Below are 24213 nucleotides of genomic sequence, written 5' to 3'. Positions count from 1 at the left end.
TACCGATCAGTTTATCCATTATTTATTTTACAAATGAAAAGACACACTTGGTTACTTGTGTTTCTTCTCGGGATAAATCTCCTTTCAGCACAAGAATGTGATAAAACACTTTCTGGCAGAGTCATAGATTTTCATGACGGAGCACCCCTTGAAGGCGCCACAATAACATTTAATAATCGTACAATCGTGACAGACGCTTCTGGTAGATACTCTATTACTGGTTTATGTGCAACAGCATATGCTTTTACTGTTTCTCATGAAAAGTGTAATTCGCAGGTAGTAACTCTTGATGTAGGCAAAACGTCCTCAAAAGATTTCTCCTTAGAACATCACCTTAATGAATTAGAAGAAGTAAAAGTTTCGGGAGCTAATGATACTAAAACAACTTCTGCTCAAGAAGAAACTATAGGTTCTGATATCATAGAAAAATACGGCAGTGCCTCTTTGGGAGATGCTCTTAGAGAAATTACGGGTGTTTCGTCTTTAAATACTGGATCTACGATAGTAAAACCCATTATTCAGGGTCTTAGCGGAAGTCGTGTATTGATTATGAATAATGGCGTTCGCATGCAAGATATGGAATGGGGTGATGAACATGCCCCTAATGTAGATATTAATACAGCCGGAAATGTTACTGTTGTCAAAGGAGCTTCTGCACTACAATATGGAGGAGACGCAATTGGCGGTGTTATTATTATGGAACCTCGTAAAGTACCTTCAAAAGATACTTTGTTTGGTAAGACCTTGGTAACAGGAGCTGTAAATGGCAGAGGAGGATCGGTTTCTTCAGAATTGATAAAAGGATATAAAAACGGATGGTTTTTTAAAGTACAAGGATCATTAAAACGCTTTGGAGATGTAGAAACACCAGACTATGTTCTTTCTAATACAGGAGTATTCGAAAAAGGAGCGTCCCTATCTTTTGGAGTAAATAAATTTACCCACGGCTGGGATGCATATTATTCTTTTTTTGATAACGAAATAGGGGTGTTAGCAACATCTCATATTGGTAATGTAGATGATCTTATAAATGCTATTAATGAGCAGCAGCCTGCAATCATTAGAGATTTTACTTATGAGATTGATAATCCGAAACAAGAAGTTACACATCATTTGGGACGCCTTAGGTATTTTAAACGTTTTGAAGAACTTGGGAAATGGAATACACAATATGATTTTCAATATAACAAACGATTTGAGTTTGATATTCGAAGAACAGAAGAACGAACAAAAGGCCCTAGTATAAACCTTGAGTTAAAAACACATACGTTAACATCAGATTTTAGTTTTGATTCGAATCCTGATTTTCTGTGGAATATAGGAGTGTTATATAGATATCAGAACAATTTTCCAGATGCAAGTACGGGAGTAAGAAGATTAATTCCTGACTATGATAAGCATGATGCTGGAGTATTTATTACGGGTGAATATAGTATAACAAATGATATCATTATTGATGCAGGTATTCGATACGATTATAATCGTATGGATGCTAAGAAGTTTTACTTAAAAACCAGATGGGATGAAAGAGGGTACGACGGAGATTTTTCTAACCTGATCATTGAAGATTTTAATTCGCAATGGCTTACTAATCCTGTTTTTGATTACCATAGCGTTTCTGGTACTGCAGGGATGCAGTATACCTATAAAGAAGATTACGAATTTAGATTCAATTATGCATTAGCACAACGTGCTCCTAATCCTTCAGAGTTATTTAGTGATGGCTTACACCACTCGGCTGCCAGAATTGAGTTAGGAGATTTAAGGATGGATCAGGAAACATCACATAAAATATCTGTAACCGCACAAAAAAATACAGAAAAATGGGGATGGGAAATTGCACCATATGCCAATTTTATAAATGATTATATTTTGCTAGAGCCTGTAGATGTCGAATTATCGATACGAGGAGCATTTCCTGTTTGGGAATATCGACAAACCAATGTTAGATTATTGGGTGTTGATGCTAAACTTTATGCTAATTGGCATCAGAACTGGAGAACAGATCATAGTTTTTCTATGGTAAAAGGAAAAGAAACTGAAAAAGATGTTGCGTTGATTAATATCCCTGCGCCTACTTTTAATAACGGTATTACCTATAGTAACAAAAATTGGTTCGGACTTAATGTTTCTTTAGAAAGTCAATACTTTTTTAGACAAAATGAATACCCGCCCAATATATCTGTGTTTTCTATCCAACAACAAAAAGATGTGTTGTTAGAGATCAATACTCCTCCAGATGCATATCACTTGTTAAATGCAGATACCAGTATGGAGTTCTCGTTAGGAAAACGAAACAAACTAAAAGTTGGGTTAACAATAAACAATATATTAAATACAAGCTATAGAAATTACTTAAATCGTCAGCGATATTTTGCAGATGATTTGGGTAGGAATTTTTTATTAAGATTATCAATTAACTATTAAATTAAATTTTAGAAATGATGAACACACGTAAACTTTTGTCAATGCTTATCGTAGGAGGTATTTTATTCGCATCTTGCTCTAGTGACGATGATAATCCTGTACCAGTTAATGAAGAGGAATTAATAACCAAAATGACAGTATCTCTAGTTAGTGGAGGCGGAACCGTAACTTTAGTTGTTACAGATGAAGATGGAGCAGATGGACCAGTAGCACCGGTAGTATCGGTTTCTGGTAATTTAACTGCCAATACAACATATAATGGATCTATAGAATTACTTAATGAATCTGAGAGCCCTGCCGAATTAATTAACGAAGAAATAGAAGCAGAAGCAGATGAACATCAGTTTTTTTATGCAACAAGTTCTGCACTAAATATTACAACAGCGTATACTGATAAAGAATCAGATTATAAAAAAGAAGACGGAACATCCTTTACTACAACTAATCCTGTTGGACTAACATTTACAGTAACAACAACAGATGCAGGAACCGGGACCTTGACCGTAACGTTGAGACACGAACCAAATAAAGCTGCAGAAGGAGTAGTTGGAGGTAATATTGCTAATGCAGGAGGTAATACAGATATTACTCAAATTTTTGATATTACAGTACAATAATTGAAACTCGATTAATTATGTAAGTTGAATTTGTGTAAAATTTCATAATTAGTTTCAATTCATACCCTCGGGAGTAGTTACCCGAGGGTTTACTTAAATTTAAGTTAAAAAAAAGTGAACTAAACAAAATTGGCATTAATTTTGCAGTAATAAAAAAATCTGCAGTGTTAGGGAAAAGTTTAAAAAACACTGGGAATACAGTAATCATAATTATTACATAAAGTAAAAAAGTAGCTTGAAAATTGACTTTTAATGGGTTAGTACAATTGATTTTATCAATGTATTAACATACCATTAAATGTTAATTATCATCAAAAAAATGTTAAAAAATTTATAGGATAGGGCGTATCTTTATACCATAAACCTAGACTAACAAACAATAAAATTGAAACTATCATAATTAGTATAAGTTGAGTTTGTGTTAAATACAATTAAGTTTCAATTTAGACCCCTGGGAGTAGTTAACCCGGGGGTCGCTTTTTTTGATCTGGTTTTGAATATTAAACCTTAAAAATCGTACCCCAATTCCTGTTGTTTTTTGTTTTTATGAATAATATCCATACTTCCAAAGAAAATAATTAGTAACATTTAGAATCTAGATAATTTTGCAATACCATTGCATTACAATATTACTATCTTTGTAATGTGAAAATTTTAGCATTCATATTATCAATATATTTTCTGGCACTCGATTTTATGCCTTGTAATGATAGTATACCTATCACAGAGGATTCTCAAATTGAAGCTTTTGCAGATTCTTGTGAAAATCACGATCATGGTATAGAGAATGATTTATGCTCTCCTTTCTGTCAATGTCATTGTTGCCACGTTCATGTTATTGATTTTAGTATTGATACATATCAATTAATATCTCCAGAAATTTCTACAGAATTATTTGCCCATTTTGATAGTGTTGGTAAAGAAATCTCTAGTACGCCATTCCAACCACCCCAAGTTTAATTTAGTTTTATAGGATAATTATGTCTTGTTGCTATCTTTTTTAAAAGAAAGTAACAGTTATTTAACATCGATAAATTCTGTTTAATCGAATTGAATCGAGATGTCTAACTGAATTAAAAATATTATATGCTTAATAAAATAATTAGGTATTCCATAACTCATAAATTGATTATTGGATTACTAACATTGGCATTGATTATTTTGGGAATATATTCATTAAAACAGCTGCCAGTGGATGCTGTTCCCGATATTACAAATAATCAAGTACAGGTGATTACCTCTTCTCCAACATTGGCATCACCAGAAATAGAGCGGCTAATCACTTTTCCCGTAGAAATTACAATGGCTACCATTCCCGAAATTGAGGAAATACGCTCGTTTTCACGTTTTGGATTATCAGTTGTAACCATTGTTTTTGAAGAAAACGTAGATGTGTATTGGGCAAGACAACAAGTTAGCGAACGCCTTGTCGAAGCACAATCCCAAATTCCTGAAAATATAGGAAAACCTGGTATAGCTCCTTTGACCACTGGTCTGGGAGAGATTTACCAATATGTTATTACTACAAAACCAGGTTATGAAGACCAATATGATGCAACAGAGTTAAGAACTATTCAGGATTGGATTATAAAACGTCAACTATTAGGTACACCAGGAGTAGCAGATGTAAGTAGTTTTGGAGGGTATCTGAAACAATATGAAATTGCCATACGACCCGAACGATTAAATGCAATGAATATATCTATTTCAGAAATATTTAATGCATTAGAAACTAATAATCAAAATACAGGAGGTGCTTATATAGAAAAGAATGATAAAGCCTTATTTATACGAAGTGAAGGATTAATCGGAACTATAGAGGATATAAAAAATATTCTCATTAAACAAACATCCGATGGGATACCAGTTCTAATTAGTGATGTAGCTAAGGTGCAAACCGGAAAAGCCATTCGTTATGGTGCTTCTACTCGCAATGGAGAGGGAGAAGTAGTAAGTGCTATTGTAATGATGCTTAAAGGAGCAAATTCTGCAGAGGTAATTAAAAATGTAAAAGATAAAATAACATCTATTACCAAAACACTTCCAGAAGGAGTAATGATCGAACCTTTCTTAGATCGAACTAAATTAGTAAATAATGCAATTGGTACAGTGACCACTAATCTCATAGAAGGTGCATTGATTGTCATTTTTATCCTACTAATATTACTAGGGAATTGGCGTGCAGGACTTATTACAGCATCGGTAATACCATTATCACTTTTGTTTGCTTTTAGTATGATGCATCTTTTTGATGTTTCTGCAAATCTAATGAGCCTTGGAGCTATTGATTTCGGCTTGATAGTAGATGGAGCAGTAATTATTGTAGAAGCCACCTTGTTTCATCTTGGAGCCCTAAAACTTAACAAGAGGTTGACACAGAAAGAGATGGATGAAGAAGTTTATAAATCAGCAAGTAAAATCAGAAATTCTGCTGCTTTCGGTGAAATCATTATTCTTATTGTGTATTTACCCATTTTAGCCTTGGTAGGAACAGAAGGAAAAATGTTTGGTCCAATGGCACAGACAGTTGGTTTTGCTATCCTGGGAGCTTTCATATTATCGCTCACTTATGTTCCTATGATGTCTGCATTGGTATTGAGCAAAAAAGGAACCCATAAAGAAAATATTTCTGATAAAATCATGAATTTCTTCTATAAGCTATATGAGCCTATAATCAAATGGTCAATGCGTAGCAGAATATTTATTCTGGCAATTACATCAGGACTTTTTATAATAGCATATCTGGTATTTAATAACCTTGGAGGAGAGTTTATTCCAACACTAGAAGAAGGAGATTTTGCAGTAGAAACCAGGGTACTTACAGGAAGTTCTCTTTCTAATACAATAAAAGCCACAACCAAAGCAGAGAAAATAGTACTCGATCAATTTCCAGAAGTATTACAAGTAGTTTCAAAAATAGGTTCGGGAGAAATACCTACCGATCCTATGCCCGTAGAAGCTGCAGACATGATGATTATTCTTAAAGATAAATCAAAATGGGTATCTGCTTCCAATCGTTCAGAATTGGCTAATAAAATGGCAGAAGCTTTAGAAGTGATACCAGGAGTGGCTTTTGGTTTTCAACAACCTATACAGATGCGATTTAATGAATTAATGACAGGGGTGCGCCAGGATGTGGCCATAAAAATTTATGGAGAGGATTTAGCCCGACTTTCTTCTTATGCCAATCAAATTGGTAAAATTGCCAGAAAAGTCAAAGGTGCAGTCGATGTTTATGTTGAGGAAGTAACAGGAGTACCACAAATTGTAATAGATTACAATAGAGCTCAATTAGCAAAGTATGGTTTAGATATTAAAACAGTTAACAATACAATTCAGGCAGCTTTTGCAGGGGCATCTACAGGATTGGTCTATGAAGGAGAAAAACGTTTTGATTTAGTAGTGCGTTTGGATAATAGTAACAGAACCAGTCTTGCAGATGTGCAGAATCTTTATATTAATGGACACAAAGGAGAACAGATTCCATTACAACAACTGGCAACAGTATCTATCAAGGATGGCCCTTATCAAATACAACGGGATAATACAAGACGACGTATTATCATTGCTTTCAATGTTCGGGATCGAGATGTCCAGAGTGTTGTAGAAGAAATTAGTACTAAAATTGACAATCAGATAAATTTTGCATCGGGATATACCGTTGCTTATGGAGGTCAATTTGAAAACCTAGTCAAAGCTAAGCAACGCCTTGGGATAGCAGTTCCTTTAGCATTATTGCTTATTTTCATTCTATTGTATTTTACTTTTGGTTCTTTAAAACAAGGAGTCTTAATATTTACAGCGATTCCCCTTTCTGCTATAGGAGGTGTCTTTGCTCTTTGGCTTCGGGATTTGCCATTTAGTATTTCTGCAGGTGTTGGTTTTATAGCCTTATTTGGTGTAGCAGTATTAAACGGAATTGTACTTATTGCAGAATTTAATAGATTAAAAAAAGAAGGTATTACCGATATTTTTGAACGAATTTATAAAGGAACCAAAACTCGATTACGACCGGTAATTATGACTGCAACTGTTGCTTCATTAGGGTTTTTACCAATGGCAATTTCTCAAACCTCGGGAGCAGAGGTACAACGACCTCTTGCAACAGTAGTTATAGGAGGATTGATTACCGCTACTTTTTTAACCCTTGTGGTGTTGCCTATTCTTTATTATTATTTTGAAAAAAGAGTACAAATGAAACCAAAAAAAGCAATGCTTTTACTAGTAGTACTTCTTGGAGTAGCAGGAAATATGACTAGCATAAATGCTCAGACTAGTGAAGCAAAAACCATATATCAAAATTTGGAAGAAGTTATGGACGCAGCTTTAAGAAATAATCCAAATCTAAAAGTTGCTGCATTTCAAACCGAGAAGGAACATGCTATAAAAGGAACTAGTTTTAACCTACCCAAAACTGATTTTTACCTAGAATATGGGCAAATGAATAGCGATTTTGACAATGATACTAGGTTTAGTATCAGCCAAAAATTTGCCTTTCCTACGCTTTACACCAACCAGAATAAGTTGGCTAAAGCAACGATAAAATCCAGTGAATTGAACGAGGAAGTGGTTCAAAACGAGGTGATAAAGCAATTAAAAGCAACGTATTATCAATTGTGGTTTCTAAAGAGTAAACAACAATTGCTTCAAAAACAAGATAGTATTTATCAGCGATTTGTCTATGCTGCAAACCTGCGATTTAAAACAGGAGAAAGTAATGCATTAGAACAAGCAACAGCCAATGCAGAAGTTGCAGATTTACAGATTAAAATACAGGAGAATAATGCAACTATAAGGGGATATCAATTGCTTATGCAAAATTTGGTAAATTCTGAAAACAAAGTTGATATTGATGTAGGAGATTTAAAAGTAAAATCAAATTTGCTGCCAGTAGATCAAAATACTACAGCTGTAGAGAAAAATCCTGTACTATCTTTTTACAAAGAACAAATAACTATTGCCGATATTAAGAAATCGGTGGAGGTGTCAAAAATGCTTCCTGATATCACATTAGGGTATTTTAATCAATCTTTTAATGGCCCGGGACAAACCGTAAATGGATCCGATGTGATTTTTGATTCTGGAAACAGATTTACCGGGGTAAAGTTAGGTTTGGCGATTCCAATTTGGAGCAAACCACATACAGCAAAAATAAAAGCTGCCAAAATCCGTCAAAAAGAAAGTCAGGCGCAGTTGGATGTGATTGAAAATGAAGTCACCACTCAATTAAATTTGCTTTTGGGGCGACTAGAAAAAAACCAAAAGAACTTGTTATATTATGAGAAAAATGCGCTTTCACAATCCGAACTGTTATTAAAACAATCTCAGCGAGGTTTTACAGAAGGAGCTATTGGATATATAGAATATGTACAAGGACTCAATCGGGCACTAGAAATTCAAACCAAATATTTAGAATTCATAAACGCTTACAATCAAACTCTTATCGAAATTGAAAGTATAAACGCAATTCAATAAAAATGAAAACAAACATATATAAATTAATAGCCATATTCGTACTTCTGCTTATCTTAGGGTGTGCTAATAAACCTGCAGTAACTTCTGAAGAAAAACATGAAGAAGCTAACGAAAATCATATCGAGTTGACAGATGAACAAATGAAGCAAACTCAAATAGAAATAGGTAAAGCCCAGAAGCGTAAAATAGGAAATGAGTTAAGTGTAAACGGAATGATCGATGTTCCTCCTCAAAGTAACCTTTCTATTACAGTTCCTTATGGTGGGTTTTTGAAATTTACCGATATGCTTCCCGGGACACGATTAAAAAAAGGACAACTTGTAGCTCGAGTAGAGAATCCTGATTTTATAGAATTTCAAAGAGATTATCTGGAAGCAGTTGCAAAAAATGAATATCTGAAAGCAGATTATGAACGTCAGGAAACATTAAATAAAGAAAGTGTCTCTTCGACAAAAGTATTTCAAAAAGCAAAAAGCGATTACTTGATTAATAAAGCAAATATTCAAGCTTTAGAAAGTAAATTAAAAATGGTAGGAATCAACCCTTCTAATGTAACTAACGGAAGAGTATCTTCTATAGTAAATGTGTATTCTCCTATTAATGGAGTAGTGAGAGAAGTATATGTAAATACCGGAAAATATTTTGGTTCAGAAGATGTATTAATGGATATTACCAATGCTGAAGATTTGCATGTCGAGCTCAAAGTATATGAAGATGATATCCCATTAATAAAAAATGAGCAACGTATTCGTTTTCGTTTAGCAAATGAACCTGATAAATGGATGGAAGCAGAGATTTTCTTAATAGGTAACAATGTTAGTGATGATAGATCTATAACTATTCATGGGCATTTAAAAGAGAAAAACCAGGAGTTGCTTCCGGGAATGTTTGTAAACGCAAAAATTGAAGTTGATGCTCACGAAGCTTATGCTGTTCCAGAGGAAGCCATAGTGCGTTTTGATGGAAACCATTATGTTTTTGCAGCAGGTGAGAAAAGAAGTGAGGGAGAAGCAATAGTTACGGATTTTGAAATGATACCTATTACCAAAGGAACCGAAGAAGAAGGATTTGTAGCGATTACATTAGAGGATAAAAATAAAGACATTAGTACTACTCGATTAGTAATAAAAGATGCTTTTACCATATTGGGGAAGGCAAAAAACAGTGAAGAAGGAGGTCACGGTCACGGGCATTAGCAATGAACACCATTGAAGTTTTTTTAGAATCAAAGAAAGTGCGTCCAACAGCGATGCGAATGCTGGTCTATAAATATATGACCCAGAGTAATGTAGCTAAAACACTTGGAGATATTGAAAATGCTTTTGCAAAAGCAGATAGAACAACACTGTATAGAACCTTAAAGACATTTGAAGAAAAAGGGATTGTACACCAGATAGATGATGGAACGGGCACTATAAAATATGCGCTTTGCGAAGCTGGTTGTAATTGTGATATTGACAGAGATTTGCATTTACATTTTCATTGTAATAATTGTAGAGAAACGATATGTCTTACAGAACATAAAATTCCTCAAATCAATTTACCAGATGGATATGTAGCCGAAGATATGAATTTGGTAGTAAAAGGTATATGTGAGCATTGTAGTGGTCAATAAATGCACTTCTATTGCACGGCTACTATACATATTTTTGTACAAAAGAAATAACCGTATGAAGTTTAATATAACAATGCCGTCAAAGCTTAAAATTGAATATGATAAAGAATTGTCGCTTTATAAAACAGCATTATCCAATAACGATTTACCCAAGGCTTGGGATCATTTAGAGCGCAGCCATATTTTGGGACAATCATATCCCAGGGAGCATTCTTATACACATTATTTGATGCTCAAATATGGTGTTCTTTGTAGAGATACCAGAGAAATTTTTGGACAAGTTATTCGTTTGATTGTGGGTGGTTGGAAATCATTTATCAATAGGGTTCCTATTGGTAATACAGGAGGTGCTAATATACCTCCTTTAAAAACAATGCCTATACCTCATGATTTAAAAATGAAATTAGAATCATACCAAAAGTAATTATGGGACACGACCATTCACACGACCACGCAGGAAAGAATTTAAAAATTGCATTTTTTCTAAATCTAGGTTTTACGATTTTAGAAATCATCGGAGGTTTTTATGTAAATAGCATTGCTATTATTTCTGATGCTATTCATGATTTAGGAGATTCACTTTCTTTGGGTACTGCCTGGTATCTCGAAGGGAAATCTAAAAAAGAAGCCGATGCTAAATTCTCATTTGGCTACAGGCGTTTCTCGCTTTTGGGGGCATTGATTAATAGCATTGTTTTGATTTTAGGATCTATTTATGTGATTTATGAAGCCATAGGTCGATTATTAGAACCCGAACATTCTGATGCCGGAGGAATGATTGTTTTTGCGCTCATAGGAATAGCAGTCAATGGTTATGCCGCATGGAAAGTAAGTAATGGGAAATCATTGAATGAGAAAGTGGTTTCCTGGCACTTGATGGAAGATGTATTGGGTTGGATTGCTGTGCTCTTTGCAGCAATTGCTATATATTTTACAGATGTTCAGTATCTCGACCCTGCCCTTTCTCTATTAATAACACTTTATATTCTATATAATGTTATTAAGCGACTAAAAGAAACACTATTTGTATTTCTACAAGGGATCCCAAAAGATATTAATATAGAAGAAATAAAATCAAAAATATTACAAGTACCACATATTGATTCTATACATCACTTACATGTTTGGTCATTAGAAGGAGAACATCATGTTTTTACGGCGCATGTTAAGCTAAAAGACATTACAGAAACCGATCAGATTATTGATATAAAATCAGAGGTTAAAAAGGTCTTAATGATATATCATTTTAGCCATTGTACTATTGAAACAGAATTGGATGGTGAGGTGTGTATGTTAACCAAGTAATAGGAGGTTATTTATATTCTACCGTATTAAACTTTAATAACAGATCACCGATATTTTCTAAATTATGTACAAAATCACCTTTAGTATCGTGATCGTAATATGATACATCTCCTTTTTGATACTGTATTTCGACAATTCTACCATTTTCATAATGCGATATGGCGGTTCCTTGGGTTAAACAAACCCAGGTATAGTTTTTTGTATGCTTATGAAAAAGCAACCTATCTCCGGGTTTTAAAATAATAGACCAAACTTTAATACTATCATCTTCAAATAAAAGAGTATCTCCAACACGATCACTGTCATTGCTGTTTTGTAGCTCTAGTATTTTAGTGTTATCCCAATTTTTAAAACTACCGACGGGATTAATTTCTTTTATCATCATAGGTTTATACTTCTAGAAATGGATAATCGGTATACCCTCTTGCGTCACCACCACCAAAAAGAGTATGGGTATCAGAAATGTCGTTCATTATAGCATTTAGTTGTACTCGTTTAGGATAATCAGGATTGGTTAGGAATTTTCTTCCAAACCCCACAAGATCAACTAAATTTTTGTCCAATAGATCGTTAGCTTCTTTAGGAGTTTTATTTCCTGTAGCTATAATTGTATGTGTAAAATTAGCTCTCAATTTAATTCTGAAATCTTCTGGAATTGTGGGAGCATCATCCCAATCAGCTTCGCATAAATGAATATAGGTTACTCCTATTTCGTTTAATGTTTTTGCAGCAATCATAATGGTTTCTAAAATTTCGGGATCATTCATATCCTTAAAGCTTATAAAAGGGGATAATCTCACTCCTGTTTTATCAACACCTATCTCATCTGCCACAACTTGAGTAATTTCTTTAAGAATACGAATTCTGTTTTCTTTGGTTCCGCCATATTCATCTGTTCTATGATTGCTATTACTTCGCAAAAACTGATCAATTAGATACCCATTTGCCCCATGAATTTCTACCCCATCAAAGCCAGCTTCGATAGCATTCTTTGCTCCTGTCCTAAATTCTTCTATAACCTGGGTAATATCACCTTTGGTCATTTCCCGAGGCTTTTCGACAGGAACAAATGTAGCATCACCATTAGGAGCACCATCAAAAATATATACCTGTGTATCTTTTGCTATTTCGGCAGAAGGAGCGATTGGTTGCAATCCATTTACTTTCGAAGAGCTTACACGTCCTACATGCCATAGTTGTAAAAAGATTTTACTTCCATTTTTATGCACTGCGTCGGTAACGAGTTTCCAACCTTCGATTTGTTTCTGAGAATAGATTCCAGGGGTTTTTGCATAGCCCATTCCTTGTACAGAAATTTGAGTAGCCTCACTAATAATAATCCCGGCAGAAGCTCTTTGTTCGTAATATTTTGCCATTAAAGCATTAGGTATGTTTCCAGATTCTTCTGCTCTGGAGCGTGTCATGGGTGCCATTAAAAAACGATTTTCTAATGAAAGTCCATTCATTTGGTATTTTGTATATAGTGTAGTTTTCATGATTTATTTTGTAAGAGATTGTCAATTGAAAAATGATTGTTTTGCGATGTACTAATCAAAAGGTAAAAGAACAGTACGTAGACCATTTGAAATCCAACCCATTCCCATTGTTCGGCTAAACAAGAACCAAAAATGAGGATGGTCATTAGTATTCCGCCGGTGAGACAGGTACGATAAGTATACAATCCAAAAACAAGGAATACACCAATAGTAAGTTCTACAAAGGGTAATATTTTTGCAAAAGGAGAAATAAATATTTCGGGTAGTATTGTTTCTTTATAAAGGTTTACCATCCAGTTGCTAAAGGTTTTTATTTTTGGAACCCTTGCTAATCCATGCGCTAAAAGGTTGATCCCTATTACTAATCGTAGTAGAAAATAGGCATGATTTTTTGAAGTTGTACTTTTCATTTGTTATACATTAATTCAGAATTATCTCTTGGAGTTTTTGGGTCATCTTTTATCATTTTTGCGATATCATCTTTACGCATAAATACAACGCCTTTATGCTTCTTAGCATACTGTATGAATAGATCTACTACACGAACAATTGATGGTGCTCCACCGATTCTATCGTGTAAACTCACAGACATCATTCTTCTTTTACTTCCCGCTTCATCATATAATTGATCAAACTCCATTTTTAATTGATTTAAAAACTGATCAGGAGACCAATTTTTGCCTTCAATATTTACGATATCATTATTACGAAGGGTATACGGCATGACTACAAAATCTTTTCCCCTAACCTCTGTGATAAATGGTTCGTCATGACTTAAATCATCTATATGATATAAGAAATCAAGTTCTTGTAGAACCTTTAATGTGTTGGGACTACGTCGTAACCAATTGGCATTATAACCTCTGCCGCGTTGTCCGGTAATGGTTTCAACTGTGTCAATACCGGTTTTTATAAATGCTAATTCCTGTTTATAAGTCATATCCCATTGATCGTTCCAGGCGATACCGTGTGCAGCAATTTCATGACCACGATTTGCTATAGCTTTGGCAACTTCGGGATATTTGATAGCAGCAGCACCAACGATATGAGAACTAACTTTGATATTGTGTTTATCCCACAAATCCAGCATTCTGTAAATGCCTTCTTTGGCACCATAACGAAACCAACTTTCTGCAGGAAGATCTGGACTTCCTTTTGGTAATGGTTTTGCAGCAAAAGGACTTTCTGCACCCTCAGGCTGTCCACCAGTTTCAAATTGCATTGAGAATGAGATTACCAGTCGCGCATCATTTGGCCAGAAACGATCTGCTATACTGTCGTTTTCTATTGCTGTCGTTTTTATAAACTCTTTTTCTGAAGTATGGCTAGAAAATAGAACTATACATACGCTTGTAGATAGTATTAAAAAAAATACTTTTATTAGTTTCATTGGGTTTACCATTTGATTTATAATGCAAATTTATGTGAAGGAAGAAGTATTTTTTTGGTATATATTCATTGTATATTTGTATAAATCTATGTTAGTATAGTTGTGTCAAAACGTTTTTTTAGTGCAAAGTCTTTAAATGTATTTGAGCTGTCGCTTGATAAGTGGGAGTATCCAAAGCATTCTCATAATTTTTTCGAGTTAATTTTTATTCTGAAAGGAACTGGGCAACATGTTTTAAATGAAAGTGTTTTTGAATATACCGAAGGGGACATCTTCTTGTTGACCCCAAAAGATGAGCACGAATTTAGGATTAGAGATCATACAGACTTTGGTTTTATTAAATTCACAGAGCAGCTTTTCATAGAAAAAACAGAACTTGTTTCTGATTTAAAATGGCGAAAGAATTTAGATGCCGTTGTATTACATGCCAATAGTATTCCCGAAAATATTATTTCTAATACTACAGACAGATCTCATGTGTTCGAATTGTTTCGAATTATTAAAAAAGAGTATATAACTCCCTCACTTTACAGCCGATCAATTTTATTAGAGTTATTAGGTGCATTATTAATTATAATATCAAGAAATCTTAATAAAAATGCTGCTATACATACTATTTCTGAAGAAGAAAAGGTGAGTGATATACTCACTTATATACGGCAGAATGTTTTGGATAAAGATACTATTAGAATAAAGGAAATTGCTGCAACATTTAATATGTCTCCTAGTTATGTAGGTGTATTTATTAAAAAACATGCGGGCATTTCTATACAACAATATGTAATTCAGACAAAAATCAAAATGGCAGAACGATTATTGAAACAAACAAATTTGAATATTTCTGAAATAGCTCAAAAAACAGGTTTTACAGATTCCAGTCATTTTAATAAACTATTTAAAAAATATACAGGTAAGAACCCGAGTGAATTTTAATCAACCAAAATAATTTTATAAATTAATGTTTTTTTGGAGTCATTATTGTAACAATGCTTCATCTACAAATTTCTATACATTTAGATAATGGAAATAAATTATAATATTGTATCCTTTATAGATACTCTTGGGTTAATACAAGGTGTTATTCTCGGCTTGTTACTCATTATCATAAATAGAAAAAAGGATAAATCTACTTTGTTTTTGGGCTTGTTTATAATTGTATATGCATTAAACTTACTTCCCGTTATTTTAGAAGATTTAAATATTATAACGTATTACCTTCAATATGACTTATTGCCTTTTGATTTTACCTGGTTGATGTTTCCTTTATTTTATATCTACGTTCAGCAGGTTTCAATACTTTCTAAAAACAAACTTAGTTACTGGACACTAATTCCTGGAGTATTAGAATTCATTATCGCAATAGTTGTGTTTTTTCAGGATAATGATTCGAAAATGGAAATAGAAGAATCCCTTTGGTATAATCTGATACTTTTGGGAGGAGTTCTTTTTTCTTTTTATATAGGTTTTAAAACCTTAAATTTTATTAAAAAACATACTAAGGAGTTAAAAGATCAATATACTTCTACAGAATATAGAGAGTTACGTTGGGCAAGAGGATTTGTTGGTTTTGGACTTCTCCTTACTTTTATTGCAATAGCTTCTGAGTTTTTTGACACCGGTTTTTACTTTGATTTAACTCTTTCTACCATTAATGTTATGTTATTATATTGGATATCTGTAAGAGGTATTCTTCAACAAAATGTAGAGACTTTAATTCCTCTTGAGAATAGTGAAAAAACTGTTGACAAAAGCGACAAAAACAATGATTCTTCAATAAATAGTGAAAACACAGTAAAATTATTACAAGAAATAAAGAAATATATTCAGGATGAAAAGGTGTATACTGTACCCGATTTGACCATCATTGATATTGCAGAAAAAATAGGAACGCATCCCAAACGTATTTCTGGTGTTATAAATTCTCAACTTAATCAAAATTTCAATACCTATATCAATAGTTTTAGAGTTGAAAAAGCAAAAGAACTTCTAAGAAGTGATATTGCAAATAATTTAAGTGTCGAAGGTATTGGTAATGAAGTAGGTTTTCAAAGTAAAAGTACATTTTATGACGCTTTTAAAAAATACACAGGCACCACACCTTCTCGTTTCAAAAACAGTGCATAACCTTCATTTTTAAAAGTCCGGATTCCTGAAAAAGGAATAATATCTTCAATTTTATAGTTCATTCCGTTCGGATTTCTGAATTCCGAACAGTTACTCCATTGTTTTTTTTGGCTGTCTTTTTCCTTTTAACAAATCTTTGTACAGAGTTAAAAATTAAACTATCTAAAAATGAAACGTGTAGTTATAATATTGCTAGTTTTTTTAATTGTGGTATGGTCCAGTTTTATTGTCTGGGAAATGCAAATAACTAAATGGGAAAAAACCATAACTGGTCCGGCAACACGAGTTGATCTGGTTCTTATACTACCTATCCTGATTGGAATAACAATTTATGTGATTGATCAAATTATTACAATATCAAAAAAGAAATGAAAAAACTAACATACATAATCAGCCTCTTATTTTTTATAAGTATTTCTGTATATAGCCAGAAGATTCAAGATTTAGAATATTTATTAGACCGAGAATGGAAATACGATCCATTGGGAATAGAATCTGCAGCAGAGAGTTTATATGTAAAAATATTGACCGAAGCAGAAAAAAAAGGAGACAAAAAAGAAAGTAAAGAACTAAAGTCTAATAAACAGGAAATACTATTATCTATTAAAGAGTTGGTGTCTAACGCCAGATTCAAATTCAATTCAGACTATACATTAAATACAGAGATAAATGGAGATGTTACTGAAGAGAAATGGACTTATAATAGTGATAGCAAAACGATAAGTTATGTAAATAGTACGACTAAAGAGGTCAACACTAGAGCTATTAAAAAACTAACCAAAACGCAGTTTGTTTTTATTAATCAAGATGGACAAGAAATAGTATTTACACCAGCATTGCCTAAACAACCATTTGATCCTTTAGTATTAAAAGAAGATTTAAAAATCTATCGTGATATTATAGAAACGGCACATAGCGGAATGTATTTATATACAGCTAAAGAAACCTTTGATTCGATATTTAAAAAAGCAAATGAAAGATTACCAAAGCTTCAAAATATTCGGGAATTTTATAACCTAATTGCAGGAATTCATACTAAAATAAATTGTGGGCATTCTAGTTTTTATGCCTCGGGAGATATTTTTTCAGAATTAAAAAATAATGCTACCAACGCCTTTTTTCCTTTCAAAGTAAAATTCTTAAAAGACACATTGATTGCTGCACAGGACTATGGGAAACTAAAGAAAGGGGATCAGATTTTAAGTATTAACGGAAACACAACCAAAAAGATAACTACAGAGACTTTTAAATTATTAAGCTCTGATGGGTATAATACTACTTTTAAATACAGGCAATTAGAGGATGATTTTTCGACCAATTACTTTTTGGCTTTTGGCCCACAAGAGAAATTTACCATAGCATATTTACATAATTCAGATAAAGAAAGTTGTACTGTAGAATTACCGGGAATTCCGAAATCTGAATTAGAAAGTACAATTACAGAAAGTCATTATGAAAAACCATATTATCTGGAATACCTTGATAGTAGTACAGTTTTATTAACGGTAAATACATTTTCTACAGAGACTCGAAAAAATCAAAAAAAATTCTTCAAGTTCCTCAAAAATTCTTTTAGCGAAATAGGTAAAAAAGGAATTAAGAATTTGATTTTGGATATCAGAGAAAATACAGGTGGAGATGATGGAAATGACATGGAATTAGCCTCGTACTTAATTGATACGCATTTTAAAGAGAATAAGTATAGAAAATTAAGCACCATTGATAATGTACCACCATATCCACAATATTTACTATCGCAATGGTATGATATGATGGAGTTAGATTCGAACAGTACCCCAGAGATTATCCAGAAAACTATGAAAAAGATGGTGAAAGAAGAAATGATTAAAGGAGATGATGGAGCGTATTATTGGAAAGAAGATAAAGTTATTCATCGTGATCCGGCAAAAAATAAGTTTAAAGGAAATGTATTTGTCTTGACGAGTGGTAAAGTTTTTTCTGGAGGAGGTTTGTTTAGCGCACTAGTGAGAGATAAAAGTAATGCCATTTTTATAGGAGAAGAAACTGGGGGAGGATATTACAGGCATACAGGATCTATTCCATTGTTTTATAATCTACCCAATTCTAAATTGATCTTTTCCATCTTCATTGTGATTAATGAGCAAGACGTTGATAAGAAATTATTTCCGGAAGGCAGTGGTACGATGCCACATTATGAGGTATATCCAACAATCAAAGAGTTTAACAATGGAAAAGATGCTGTTTTAGAGAAAGCGAAACAATTGATAAAAGAAGTAAAATAATATTTAGACAGTAAAAAATAGGGTGTTCTAGAAGTTTACTGTTGTGTAAGAAGGAAGAACACTGAAATTAATAGTAAATAATATAAAAGTAAGAAAAATGAAGAAAGTAATTTTATTAAGCGCATTTATTATCGCATCAATCGTAACGAGTACTGCACAAACTTCAACTCCAAAATATGAAGTAAAAGTTATTACAAGTGTAGAATCTATAGTTCCAAGTGGTTTAGGACGTTCAAGACTTATTTCAGCAAATGCAGAAAGAGATTATAAGGAGTTCACTTCTACACAAACAGAAGAGGATAATACACGTAATAAATCAAAAAGAAAAAAAATTCGTGTTAAGGATTTTGAGGAAACCAAACTTTTAAACTTTTATAATCTTGTAGGGATTCGTTTTCAAAATATTGCAGCAAATGATGCGGTGATTTCATCAAAGATAAGCACAATGTTGGCAGAAGGTTGGGATCTTGTTTTTGTAACCAGCGCAGTAGAAAGTGATGCTGGTGAAGGAGATAGTAATGGGATATTTATTACGCGTTACATTTTTAAACGAGCAATATAATAGTGAATTAATTCGTAAAAACGAAAACATGAAAAAAACCTATTTAATTTTGCTCTTTTTTGCAGTTAGCCTAGTACAGCTTCATGCACAAAAAACATCATCTTTTTATGTTGATATTGGTGGTGGTTTTTCCTCTTTTCAGGATGTAAAATACTCTAATGTAAGGTATAATGGATTTGGTGGTGTATTTGGATTAGGATATTTAAAAGAAAATGAAAAAGCAATTTGGGGAGTTAATTTACAAGGAATAGTAACAACAGAAAAAGCTGCTACTCACGACAATACGGTAAGTACTTACAACCCTATGTTACAGGCCAAGTATCTTCATCGTATTAAAGAAAATCTATTTGTTGGTGCAACATGGGATGTGCTGGATTTATATGCTAAAAACTTTGACGGTTTAGGTAATAATAGTGGATACAATGTTACAGGAAGCACATTATGGGCCTCGGCGATATATGATTATAAAAAGTTTCGTTTCGGTTTAGATTTAGGATTGATTTCTTATTTCAAAGAAAGTACAGGGTTTGCTTTTTCTTCATCGCAGAATGTGCTTGAAAACGGAGATTTTGATTATCAAAATGATAAAATTGATAATCCTTTTGCCTTTAAGTACTATGAGTTGAGAACTATACCCAGACATTTTCAGGTAAGAACGAGCATACGATATCAATTATCAAACAGGTTTTCTGTAGGATATAAATGGCATCTGAGAAAGTTTTCTGAGGTTAAGAAGTACCCGGTAACGTATGGTACACATTCGCTCTCTATTCGATATAATATTTTCAAACGCGCTAAGTAAGAGTGATACATTTTAATTAATTTTTTAATAAAACATTATAATGAAATATCTAAAAATAAAAATATATCTGCTTCTATTTTTGGCTGTGTTCAGTTCTTGCGAAAAAGCGTTAATGGAACCAAATCCAGAAACAGATGCACTTGCTGTATTTGATGAGTATACGACTCTGGTACAGGAGAAATATGCCATGCTGGAATTTAAGAACGTGAACATAAATACGTTGAGAAATAACCTTAGAGGAAAGATTAATAATGCTACAACTCAAAAAGATTTTTTTGAAATAGTAGGCGAGGTTACCAAAAGCTTAAGAGATGGGCATTCTAGCCTTATCGAAGATCAGAGCAATCCAAATGGTATGTCTATAAGTTTTGATCTTGAAGAAGGATATCCAGCGGGAATAGACGCAGCGATCTTAGTGAATAATTATATCGGTAATGCAGTTAATTCTGAAATAAAGACATTATCAGGAGGACAGGGATTTAGAGCTGTATGGGGTACTTTACCACAAGATAGAAAAATCGGATATTTATGGATTCCTTCTTGGAATGTTGAGATTTCTGATGATGAAATTGAGCGAATATTCTTGGATTTAAAAGATACCAAAGGTCTTATTTTTGATATGCGTACTAATACCGGAGGCGATCCGGCTTTGGCAACCAAATTTGCGTCTTATTTTACAGATAAACCTATTTATACAGGTTTTGAAAGATTTAAAACAGGTCCGGGACCAAAGGATTTTTCGGATAGTCATGTTACTCTTCAACCATCAGGTAGTGCAAACAAATATTTGAAGCCTGTGATGGTGCTTACAGATAGAAATGTATATAGTGCATCTACCACTTTTTTGTATTCTATAGATCCGGTAGAAAGTATAAAAACTGTAGGACAAAGAACAGGAGGAGGAAGTGGATCTGTGGCAGATGGATATTTGGCTAACGGGTGGTATTGGAGCCTGTCTACAAGTGAATTTATCGACGCTCAGGGAAAACACCTGGATGATGGTGTTGAACCCGATATCCCTGTAGTACTTAATTTGGAAGATACTGCAAAGGATGAGGTGATCGAAAGAGCAATATTAGAATTGAAATAGTAGGAAAATATCGTGTAGATATCTCTATATAAAGCATTAAATGTAGTTAGGTTCGGGGGAGTAGTTGCCTGGGGTAGTAGTTAGAAACGACTAAGGCCCCAGGTTTTCTATGTTTTAATTCTTACAAAATAATTGTTAATTATTGAAAATCAATTCATATGTTAGCTAATTAATGTTGACAATTCATATGAAAAAATTATTACTCCATACCTTTTTTATTGTAGTATATAGTATTTCGTTTGGTCAGACATTTCACCCCGAAATAGAGAACTATACTATAGCCGATTATAAAGCCGATAATCAAAATTGGGGCATTGATATTGATTCTAATGGAGTTGTTTATGTAGCTAACAATAAAGGTTTACTACGATATAATGGGCAATCCTGGCAATTATTTGAATTACCAAACAAAACGATTGTTAGGTCAGTTTTATGTGTAAGAAATAGGATTTATACGGGTTCTTATGAAGAATTTGGATTTTGGGAAAAAGATATTTTCGGGAATTATAAGTATACCTCATTAGTTCCTTCTTTTGATGTCAATCACCAATTTAAGAACGAACAATTTTGGAAGATAATTGAGTATAAAGATCGTATTATTTTTGAATCCTTTGCAGGAGGAGTTTATATCTATGATGGCAACCAAATTCAATATGTAGAAGATAGTTTGGGCGTGTATGATATTGCTATCTACGAAGGCAGATTAATAGTTGCTAATAGAAATAAAGGAATTCAGGAATTAAAAGAAAAGGAGTTAATATCTTTTGATTTTTCTGAGAATTCATATACTATTAGCTCAGTAAATAATCTTGCAGTAATTTCAGATAAATTATTCTTTTTTGATTTGAATGAAGGAGGATTTATTTACGATGCTAATAGGTTGTTACCACTACCTGAAGAAGTCAATTTATTTTTAAATACTCACGTACTTAACAAAGCTGTTTTTTTAGATGAAGATCATCTGGCTTTAGGAACAATTAAGAATGGGATTATAATTTATAATCTAAACACAAAAACATTTCAATATATTAATAAGGAATCGGGTTTGCAAAACAATACAGTTTTGGGGCTAAAAGTTCATGAAGGGAATCTTTGGGCAGCTTTGGATAATGGACTTGGCAGGATTGATTTCAAAACACCTTTTTTGTATTATAAAGATTTTACAGGAACCATAGGAACAGTATATGATGTTGCCTTTTTAAATGAAAAATATTACCTGGCAAGTAATACCGGGATTTATACCTATTCTAATGATAAAAAACTACAATTTATCGAAGGGTCAGAAGGACAGGTGTGGGACTTAAGTAGTATAGAAAACCAAATTATTGCAGGACACAATGATGGTAGCTTTTTGATCGAGGATAATAAATTATCCCGAAAACTAACATCAGGAGGAGTCTATTGTACTGTAAAAGTACCAGGGGAACCAAATTTGTATTTACAAGGAACGTATTACGGAATTAATCTCTTAAGAAAGGATGGAAACGATTGGTATTCTCATGTAATTGAAAATCTTTCTTTTTTGATGAATACTATTGTTTTTGAATCTGATAAAGTGATTTGGGTTACACATTCGTATAAAGGAGTTTTTAGAATAGAACTGAATGAAGATTATACCAAAGCAATAAAAGTTACTCCTTATGGGGAGAATAAGAATTTCAAACAATATCAGACCAATATCTTTAAGATTGATTCTGATATAGTATTTTATAATTCAGGAAAATGGTTTCAGTATTTTCAACAAAAAGACAGTATTGGTAGTTTTGAGAAGTTTAAAGATTTTGATGACAAGGTACTTATTCATAAAGAAAAAAATGAAGCTTGGTTTATAGATAGAAAAAGTGAAAATACATTAACCCTTACAGATGGTAACTATAAGGAAATCTATAAAATTAATGTTGCCGGCATTAAGCAACGTCTTGTTGCAAAATATGAAAAGATTATATTCAAAAATGATTCCTTAAGGATGATCAATCTTAATGATGGTTTTGCAATGTATAATATAAATGCGTTACGAAATGATAAAAAGAGTTCACAAACTCCGGTAATAGATAAAATATATTCTAGAAAAAAACAATTCTCAATATATGATACACTTATTCATATACCGTTTGAAGATGCTAAATATTTAGCATTTGAAATATACATGCCAAAATCTTATGGAAATGATTTTAGTTATACGTTATCAGGAGAAGTAGATCAAAAGGACTTTGTTAAAGAAGGGAAGTTGGTCCTACAAAATCTTCCTTATGGAAATTATACATTAGCATTAGAAAATAATAATCAAAAGGGAGAAAATTCAATAAAACAGATAGATTTAAAGGTACTACCTCCTTGGTACTTGTCTAATGTTATGAAATTTTTGTACTCACTTCTGGCAATGGGATTACTATTTATGATTTATAAAATCAATAAAATAAAGATAAGAAAACAACAATTGGCACTTCAAGAAGATTACATGCGAGAGACGCAAAAGAAAATAAATGAAATTGAAAAGAGAAACCTCGAAAAAGAAATAAGAAATAAAAAACGAGAGCTTACCAATTCTACTTTATCAGTCACGAACAAAAATGAAATGATTATAGAGCTAAGAAATGAACTTAATAGGTTAAAAAGGTTTTCTACAAATGAGTATAGAACTAAACGACTACTAGACACGTCTAAAAAGCATATTAATAGTAATGATAATTGGAAAATTTTTGAATCTAATTTCAATGAATTACATGAGGATTTCTTCAAATCATTAATATCAAAATTCCCAAAACTAACCACCAAAGATCTTAAACTTTGTGCCTATATTAAAATAGGATTAATTACTAAAGATATAGCTCCATTATTAGGGATAAGTGTAAGAGGTGTAGAGTTACAACGCTATCGATTAAGAAAAAAACTAGAGCTTAATGCTAAAGATAGCCTATCAAGTTTCTTAATGAAACTCTAAATACCTCATTTGTTTTCTAAAAATAATTACATCTTAAATACATCAATATGTTAAAATATTGATGTATTTTATTTTGTAAATAAATGAAAAAGAGGTGTTTATGTT

The 24213-nt window shown here is 32.8% G+C and carries 20 protein-coding genes; 16 read left to right on the top strand and 4 right to left on the bottom strand.

Annotation, left to right across the window (positions count from 1 at the left end; genetic code table 11):
* Positions 1-33 precede the first annotated feature (33 nt).
* The 8 genes from AAFU52_RS08065 (at position 34) to AAFU52_RS08030 (ending at position 11439) form a co-directional block, all read left to right on the top strand.
* The gene (locus AAFU52_RS08065; protein ID WP_438426067.1) at positions 34-2427 is read left to right on the top strand and encodes a TonB-dependent receptor; all 2394 of its coding nucleotides are present in this window, start codon (positions 34-36) and stop codon (positions 2425-2427) included.
* Between the two features lie 17 nt (positions 2428-2444).
* Positions 2445-3044: a type 1 periplasmic binding fold superfamily protein gene (locus tag AAFU52_RS08060; RefSeq protein ID WP_438426066.1), complete on the top strand. Its 600-nt coding sequence runs from the start codon at positions 2445-2447 to the stop codon at positions 3042-3044.
* A gap of 645 nt (positions 3045-3689) precedes the next feature.
* Positions 3690-4004 (top strand): DUF6660 family protein, encoded by a 315-nt coding sequence (locus AAFU52_RS08055; RefSeq protein WP_024768494.1) that lies wholly within the window; start codon positions 3690-3692, stop codon positions 4002-4004.
* Between the two features lie 126 nt (positions 4005-4130).
* Entirely contained in the window at positions 4131-8519 is a 4389-nt protein-coding gene (locus tag AAFU52_RS08050) for a CusA/CzcA family heavy metal efflux RND transporter (RefSeq protein ID WP_438426065.1), read from the top strand.
* Positions 8520-8521: 2 nt separating this feature from the next.
* Positions 8522-9715 (top strand): efflux RND transporter periplasmic adaptor subunit, encoded by a 1194-nt coding sequence (locus AAFU52_RS08045; protein ID WP_024768492.1) that lies wholly within the window; start codon positions 8522-8524, stop codon positions 9713-9715.
* Between the two features lie 2 nt (positions 9716-9717).
* Positions 9718-10134, top strand: a complete 417-nt coding sequence (locus AAFU52_RS08040) for a Fur family transcriptional regulator (RefSeq protein ID WP_024768491.1) — start codon at positions 9718-9720, stop codon at positions 10132-10134.
* Between the two features lie 55 nt (positions 10135-10189).
* The gene (locus AAFU52_RS08035) at positions 10190-10558 is read left to right on the top strand and encodes a DUF3703 domain-containing protein (protein WP_438426064.1); all 369 of its coding nucleotides are present in this window, start codon (positions 10190-10192) and stop codon (positions 10556-10558) included.
* Positions 10559-10560: 2 nt separating this feature from the next.
* Positions 10561-11439: a cation diffusion facilitator family transporter gene (locus AAFU52_RS08030; protein WP_438426063.1), complete on the top strand. Its 879-nt coding sequence runs from the start codon at positions 10561-10563 to the stop codon at positions 11437-11439.
* A 7-nt stretch (positions 11440-11446) separates the two neighbouring features.
* On the opposite strand, the gene AAFU52_RS08025 is transcribed toward AAFU52_RS08030, so the two are convergent.
* Genes AAFU52_RS08025 through AAFU52_RS08010 form a run of 4 tightly spaced genes read right to left on the bottom strand, consistent with a single transcriptional unit; the run spans position 11447 to position 14325 of the window.
* The gene (locus AAFU52_RS08025) at positions 11447-11824 is read right to left on the bottom strand and encodes a cupin domain-containing protein (RefSeq protein ID WP_438426062.1); all 378 of its coding nucleotides are present in this window, start codon (positions 11822-11824) and stop codon (positions 11447-11449) included.
* Between the two features lie 4 nt (positions 11825-11828).
* The gene (locus AAFU52_RS08020; protein ID WP_438426061.1) at positions 11829-12935 is read right to left on the bottom strand and encodes an alkene reductase; all 1107 of its coding nucleotides are present in this window, start codon (positions 12933-12935) and stop codon (positions 11829-11831) included.
* Entirely contained in the window at positions 12932-13345 is a 414-nt protein-coding gene (locus AAFU52_RS08015; protein ID WP_024768486.1) for a DoxX family membrane protein, read from the bottom strand. Before AAFU52_RS08015 ends, AAFU52_RS08020 begins: the two co-directional genes overlap by 4 nt.
* Positions 13342-14325 (bottom strand): polysaccharide deacetylase family protein, encoded by a 984-nt coding sequence (locus AAFU52_RS08010; protein WP_035090338.1) that lies wholly within the window; start codon positions 14323-14325, stop codon positions 13342-13344. The genes AAFU52_RS08015 and AAFU52_RS08010 overlap by 4 nt, the downstream gene beginning before the upstream one ends.
* Before the next feature lie 102 nt (positions 14326-14427).
* Between AAFU52_RS08010 and AAFU52_RS08005 the strand changes: the two genes are divergently transcribed.
* From AAFU52_RS08005 to AAFU52_RS07970, 8 genes are all read left to right on the top strand, one after another.
* Positions 14428-15258: an AraC family transcriptional regulator gene (locus tag AAFU52_RS08005; protein WP_438426060.1), complete on the top strand. Its 831-nt coding sequence runs from the start codon at positions 14428-14430 to the stop codon at positions 15256-15258.
* 87 nt (positions 15259-15345) lie between these two features.
* Positions 15346-16449, top strand: a complete 1104-nt coding sequence (locus AAFU52_RS08000; RefSeq protein WP_438426059.1) for a helix-turn-helix domain-containing protein — start codon at positions 15346-15348, stop codon at positions 16447-16449.
* Between the two features lie 168 nt (positions 16450-16617).
* Positions 16618-16821: a hypothetical protein gene (locus AAFU52_RS07995; RefSeq protein WP_438426058.1), complete on the top strand. Its 204-nt coding sequence runs from the start codon at positions 16618-16620 to the stop codon at positions 16819-16821.
* Positions 16818-18713, top strand: a complete 1896-nt coding sequence (locus AAFU52_RS07990) for a S41 family peptidase (protein WP_438426057.1) — start codon at positions 16818-16820, stop codon at positions 18711-18713. The genes AAFU52_RS07995 and AAFU52_RS07990 overlap by 4 nt, the downstream gene beginning before the upstream one ends.
* A gap of 97 nt (positions 18714-18810) precedes the next feature.
* On the top strand, positions 18811-19275 hold the full coding sequence (locus AAFU52_RS07985) for a hypothetical protein (protein ID WP_438426056.1): 465 nt from the start codon (positions 18811-18813) through the stop codon (positions 19273-19275).
* Between the two features lie 28 nt (positions 19276-19303).
* Positions 19304-20077, top strand: coding sequence for a hypothetical protein (locus AAFU52_RS07980; RefSeq protein WP_438426055.1), 774 nt, complete (start codon positions 19304-19306; stop codon positions 20075-20077).
* Between the two features lie 40 nt (positions 20078-20117).
* Positions 20118-21167 (top strand): S41 family peptidase, encoded by a 1050-nt coding sequence (locus AAFU52_RS07975; RefSeq protein ID WP_438426054.1) that lies wholly within the window; start codon positions 20118-20120, stop codon positions 21165-21167.
* A gap of 187 nt (positions 21168-21354) precedes the next feature.
* A complete protein-coding gene (locus AAFU52_RS07970; RefSeq protein ID WP_438426053.1) occupies positions 21355-24108 on the top strand; it encodes a hypothetical protein in 2754 nt (917 codons plus the stop codon).
* The last annotated feature ends 105 nt before the right edge of the window (positions 24109-24213 follow it).

The organism is Aquimarina macrocephali (assembly GCF_051627225.1).
GTDB classification, from domain to species: domain Bacteria; phylum Bacteroidota; class Bacteroidia; order Flavobacteriales; family Flavobacteriaceae; genus Aquimarina; species Aquimarina macrocephali.
The sequence above is the reverse complement of the archived record's forward strand: the minus strand, read 5'-3'. Positions and strand labels throughout refer to the sequence as shown.

Bases quoted from the DNA above. Each gene is read 5' to 3' on its own strand.
- AAFU52_RS08065 (WP_438426067.1), top strand. From the start codon at position 34: ATGAAAAGACACACTTGGTTACTTGTGTTTCTTCTCGGGATAAATCTC.
- AAFU52_RS08060 (WP_438426066.1), top strand. From the start codon at position 2,445: ATGAACACACGTAAACTTTTGTCAATGCTTATCGTAGGAGGTATTTTA.
- AAFU52_RS08050 (WP_438426065.1), top strand. From the start codon at position 4,131: ATGCTTAATAAAATAATTAGGTATTCCATAACTCATAAATTGATTATT.
- AAFU52_RS08045 (WP_024768492.1), top strand. From the start codon at position 8,522: ATGAAAACAAACATATATAAATTAATAGCCATATTCGTACTTCTGCTT.
- AAFU52_RS08040 (WP_024768491.1), top strand. From the start codon at position 9,718: ATGAACACCATTGAAGTTTTTTTAGAATCAAAGAAAGTGCGTCCAACA.
- AAFU52_RS08035 (WP_438426064.1), top strand. From the start codon at position 10,190: ATGAAGTTTAATATAACAATGCCGTCAAAGCTTAAAATTGAATATGAT.
- AAFU52_RS08030 (WP_438426063.1), top strand. From the start codon at position 10,561: ATGGGACACGACCATTCACACGACCACGCAGGAAAGAATTTAAAAATT.
- AAFU52_RS08025 (WP_438426062.1), bottom strand. From the start codon at position 11,824: ATGATGATAAAAGAAATTAATCCCGTCGGTAGTTTTAAAAATTGGGAT.
- AAFU52_RS08020 (WP_438426061.1), bottom strand. From the start codon at position 12,935: ATGAAAACTACACTATATACAAAATACCAAATGAATGGACTTTCATTA.
- AAFU52_RS08015 (WP_024768486.1), bottom strand. From the start codon at position 13,345: ATGAAAAGTACAACTTCAAAAAATCATGCCTATTTTCTACTACGATTA.
- AAFU52_RS08010 (WP_035090338.1), bottom strand. From the start codon at position 14,325: ATGAAACTAATAAAAGTATTTTTTTTAATACTATCTACAAGCGTATGT.
- AAFU52_RS08000 (WP_438426059.1), top strand. From the start codon at position 15,346: ATGGAAATAAATTATAATATTGTATCCTTTATAGATACTCTTGGGTTA.
- AAFU52_RS07995 (WP_438426058.1), top strand. From the start codon at position 16,618: ATGAAACGTGTAGTTATAATATTGCTAGTTTTTTTAATTGTGGTATGG.
- AAFU52_RS07990 (WP_438426057.1), top strand. From the start codon at position 16,818: ATGAAAAAACTAACATACATAATCAGCCTCTTATTTTTTATAAGTATT.
- AAFU52_RS07985 (WP_438426056.1), top strand. From the start codon at position 18,811: ATGAAGAAAGTAATTTTATTAAGCGCATTTATTATCGCATCAATCGTA.
- AAFU52_RS07980 (WP_438426055.1), top strand. From the start codon at position 19,304: ATGAAAAAAACCTATTTAATTTTGCTCTTTTTTGCAGTTAGCCTAGTA.
- AAFU52_RS07975 (WP_438426054.1), top strand. From the start codon at position 20,118: ATGAAATATCTAAAAATAAAAATATATCTGCTTCTATTTTTGGCTGTG.
- AAFU52_RS07970 (WP_438426053.1), top strand. From the start codon at position 21,355: ATGAAAAAATTATTACTCCATACCTTTTTTATTGTAGTATATAGTATT.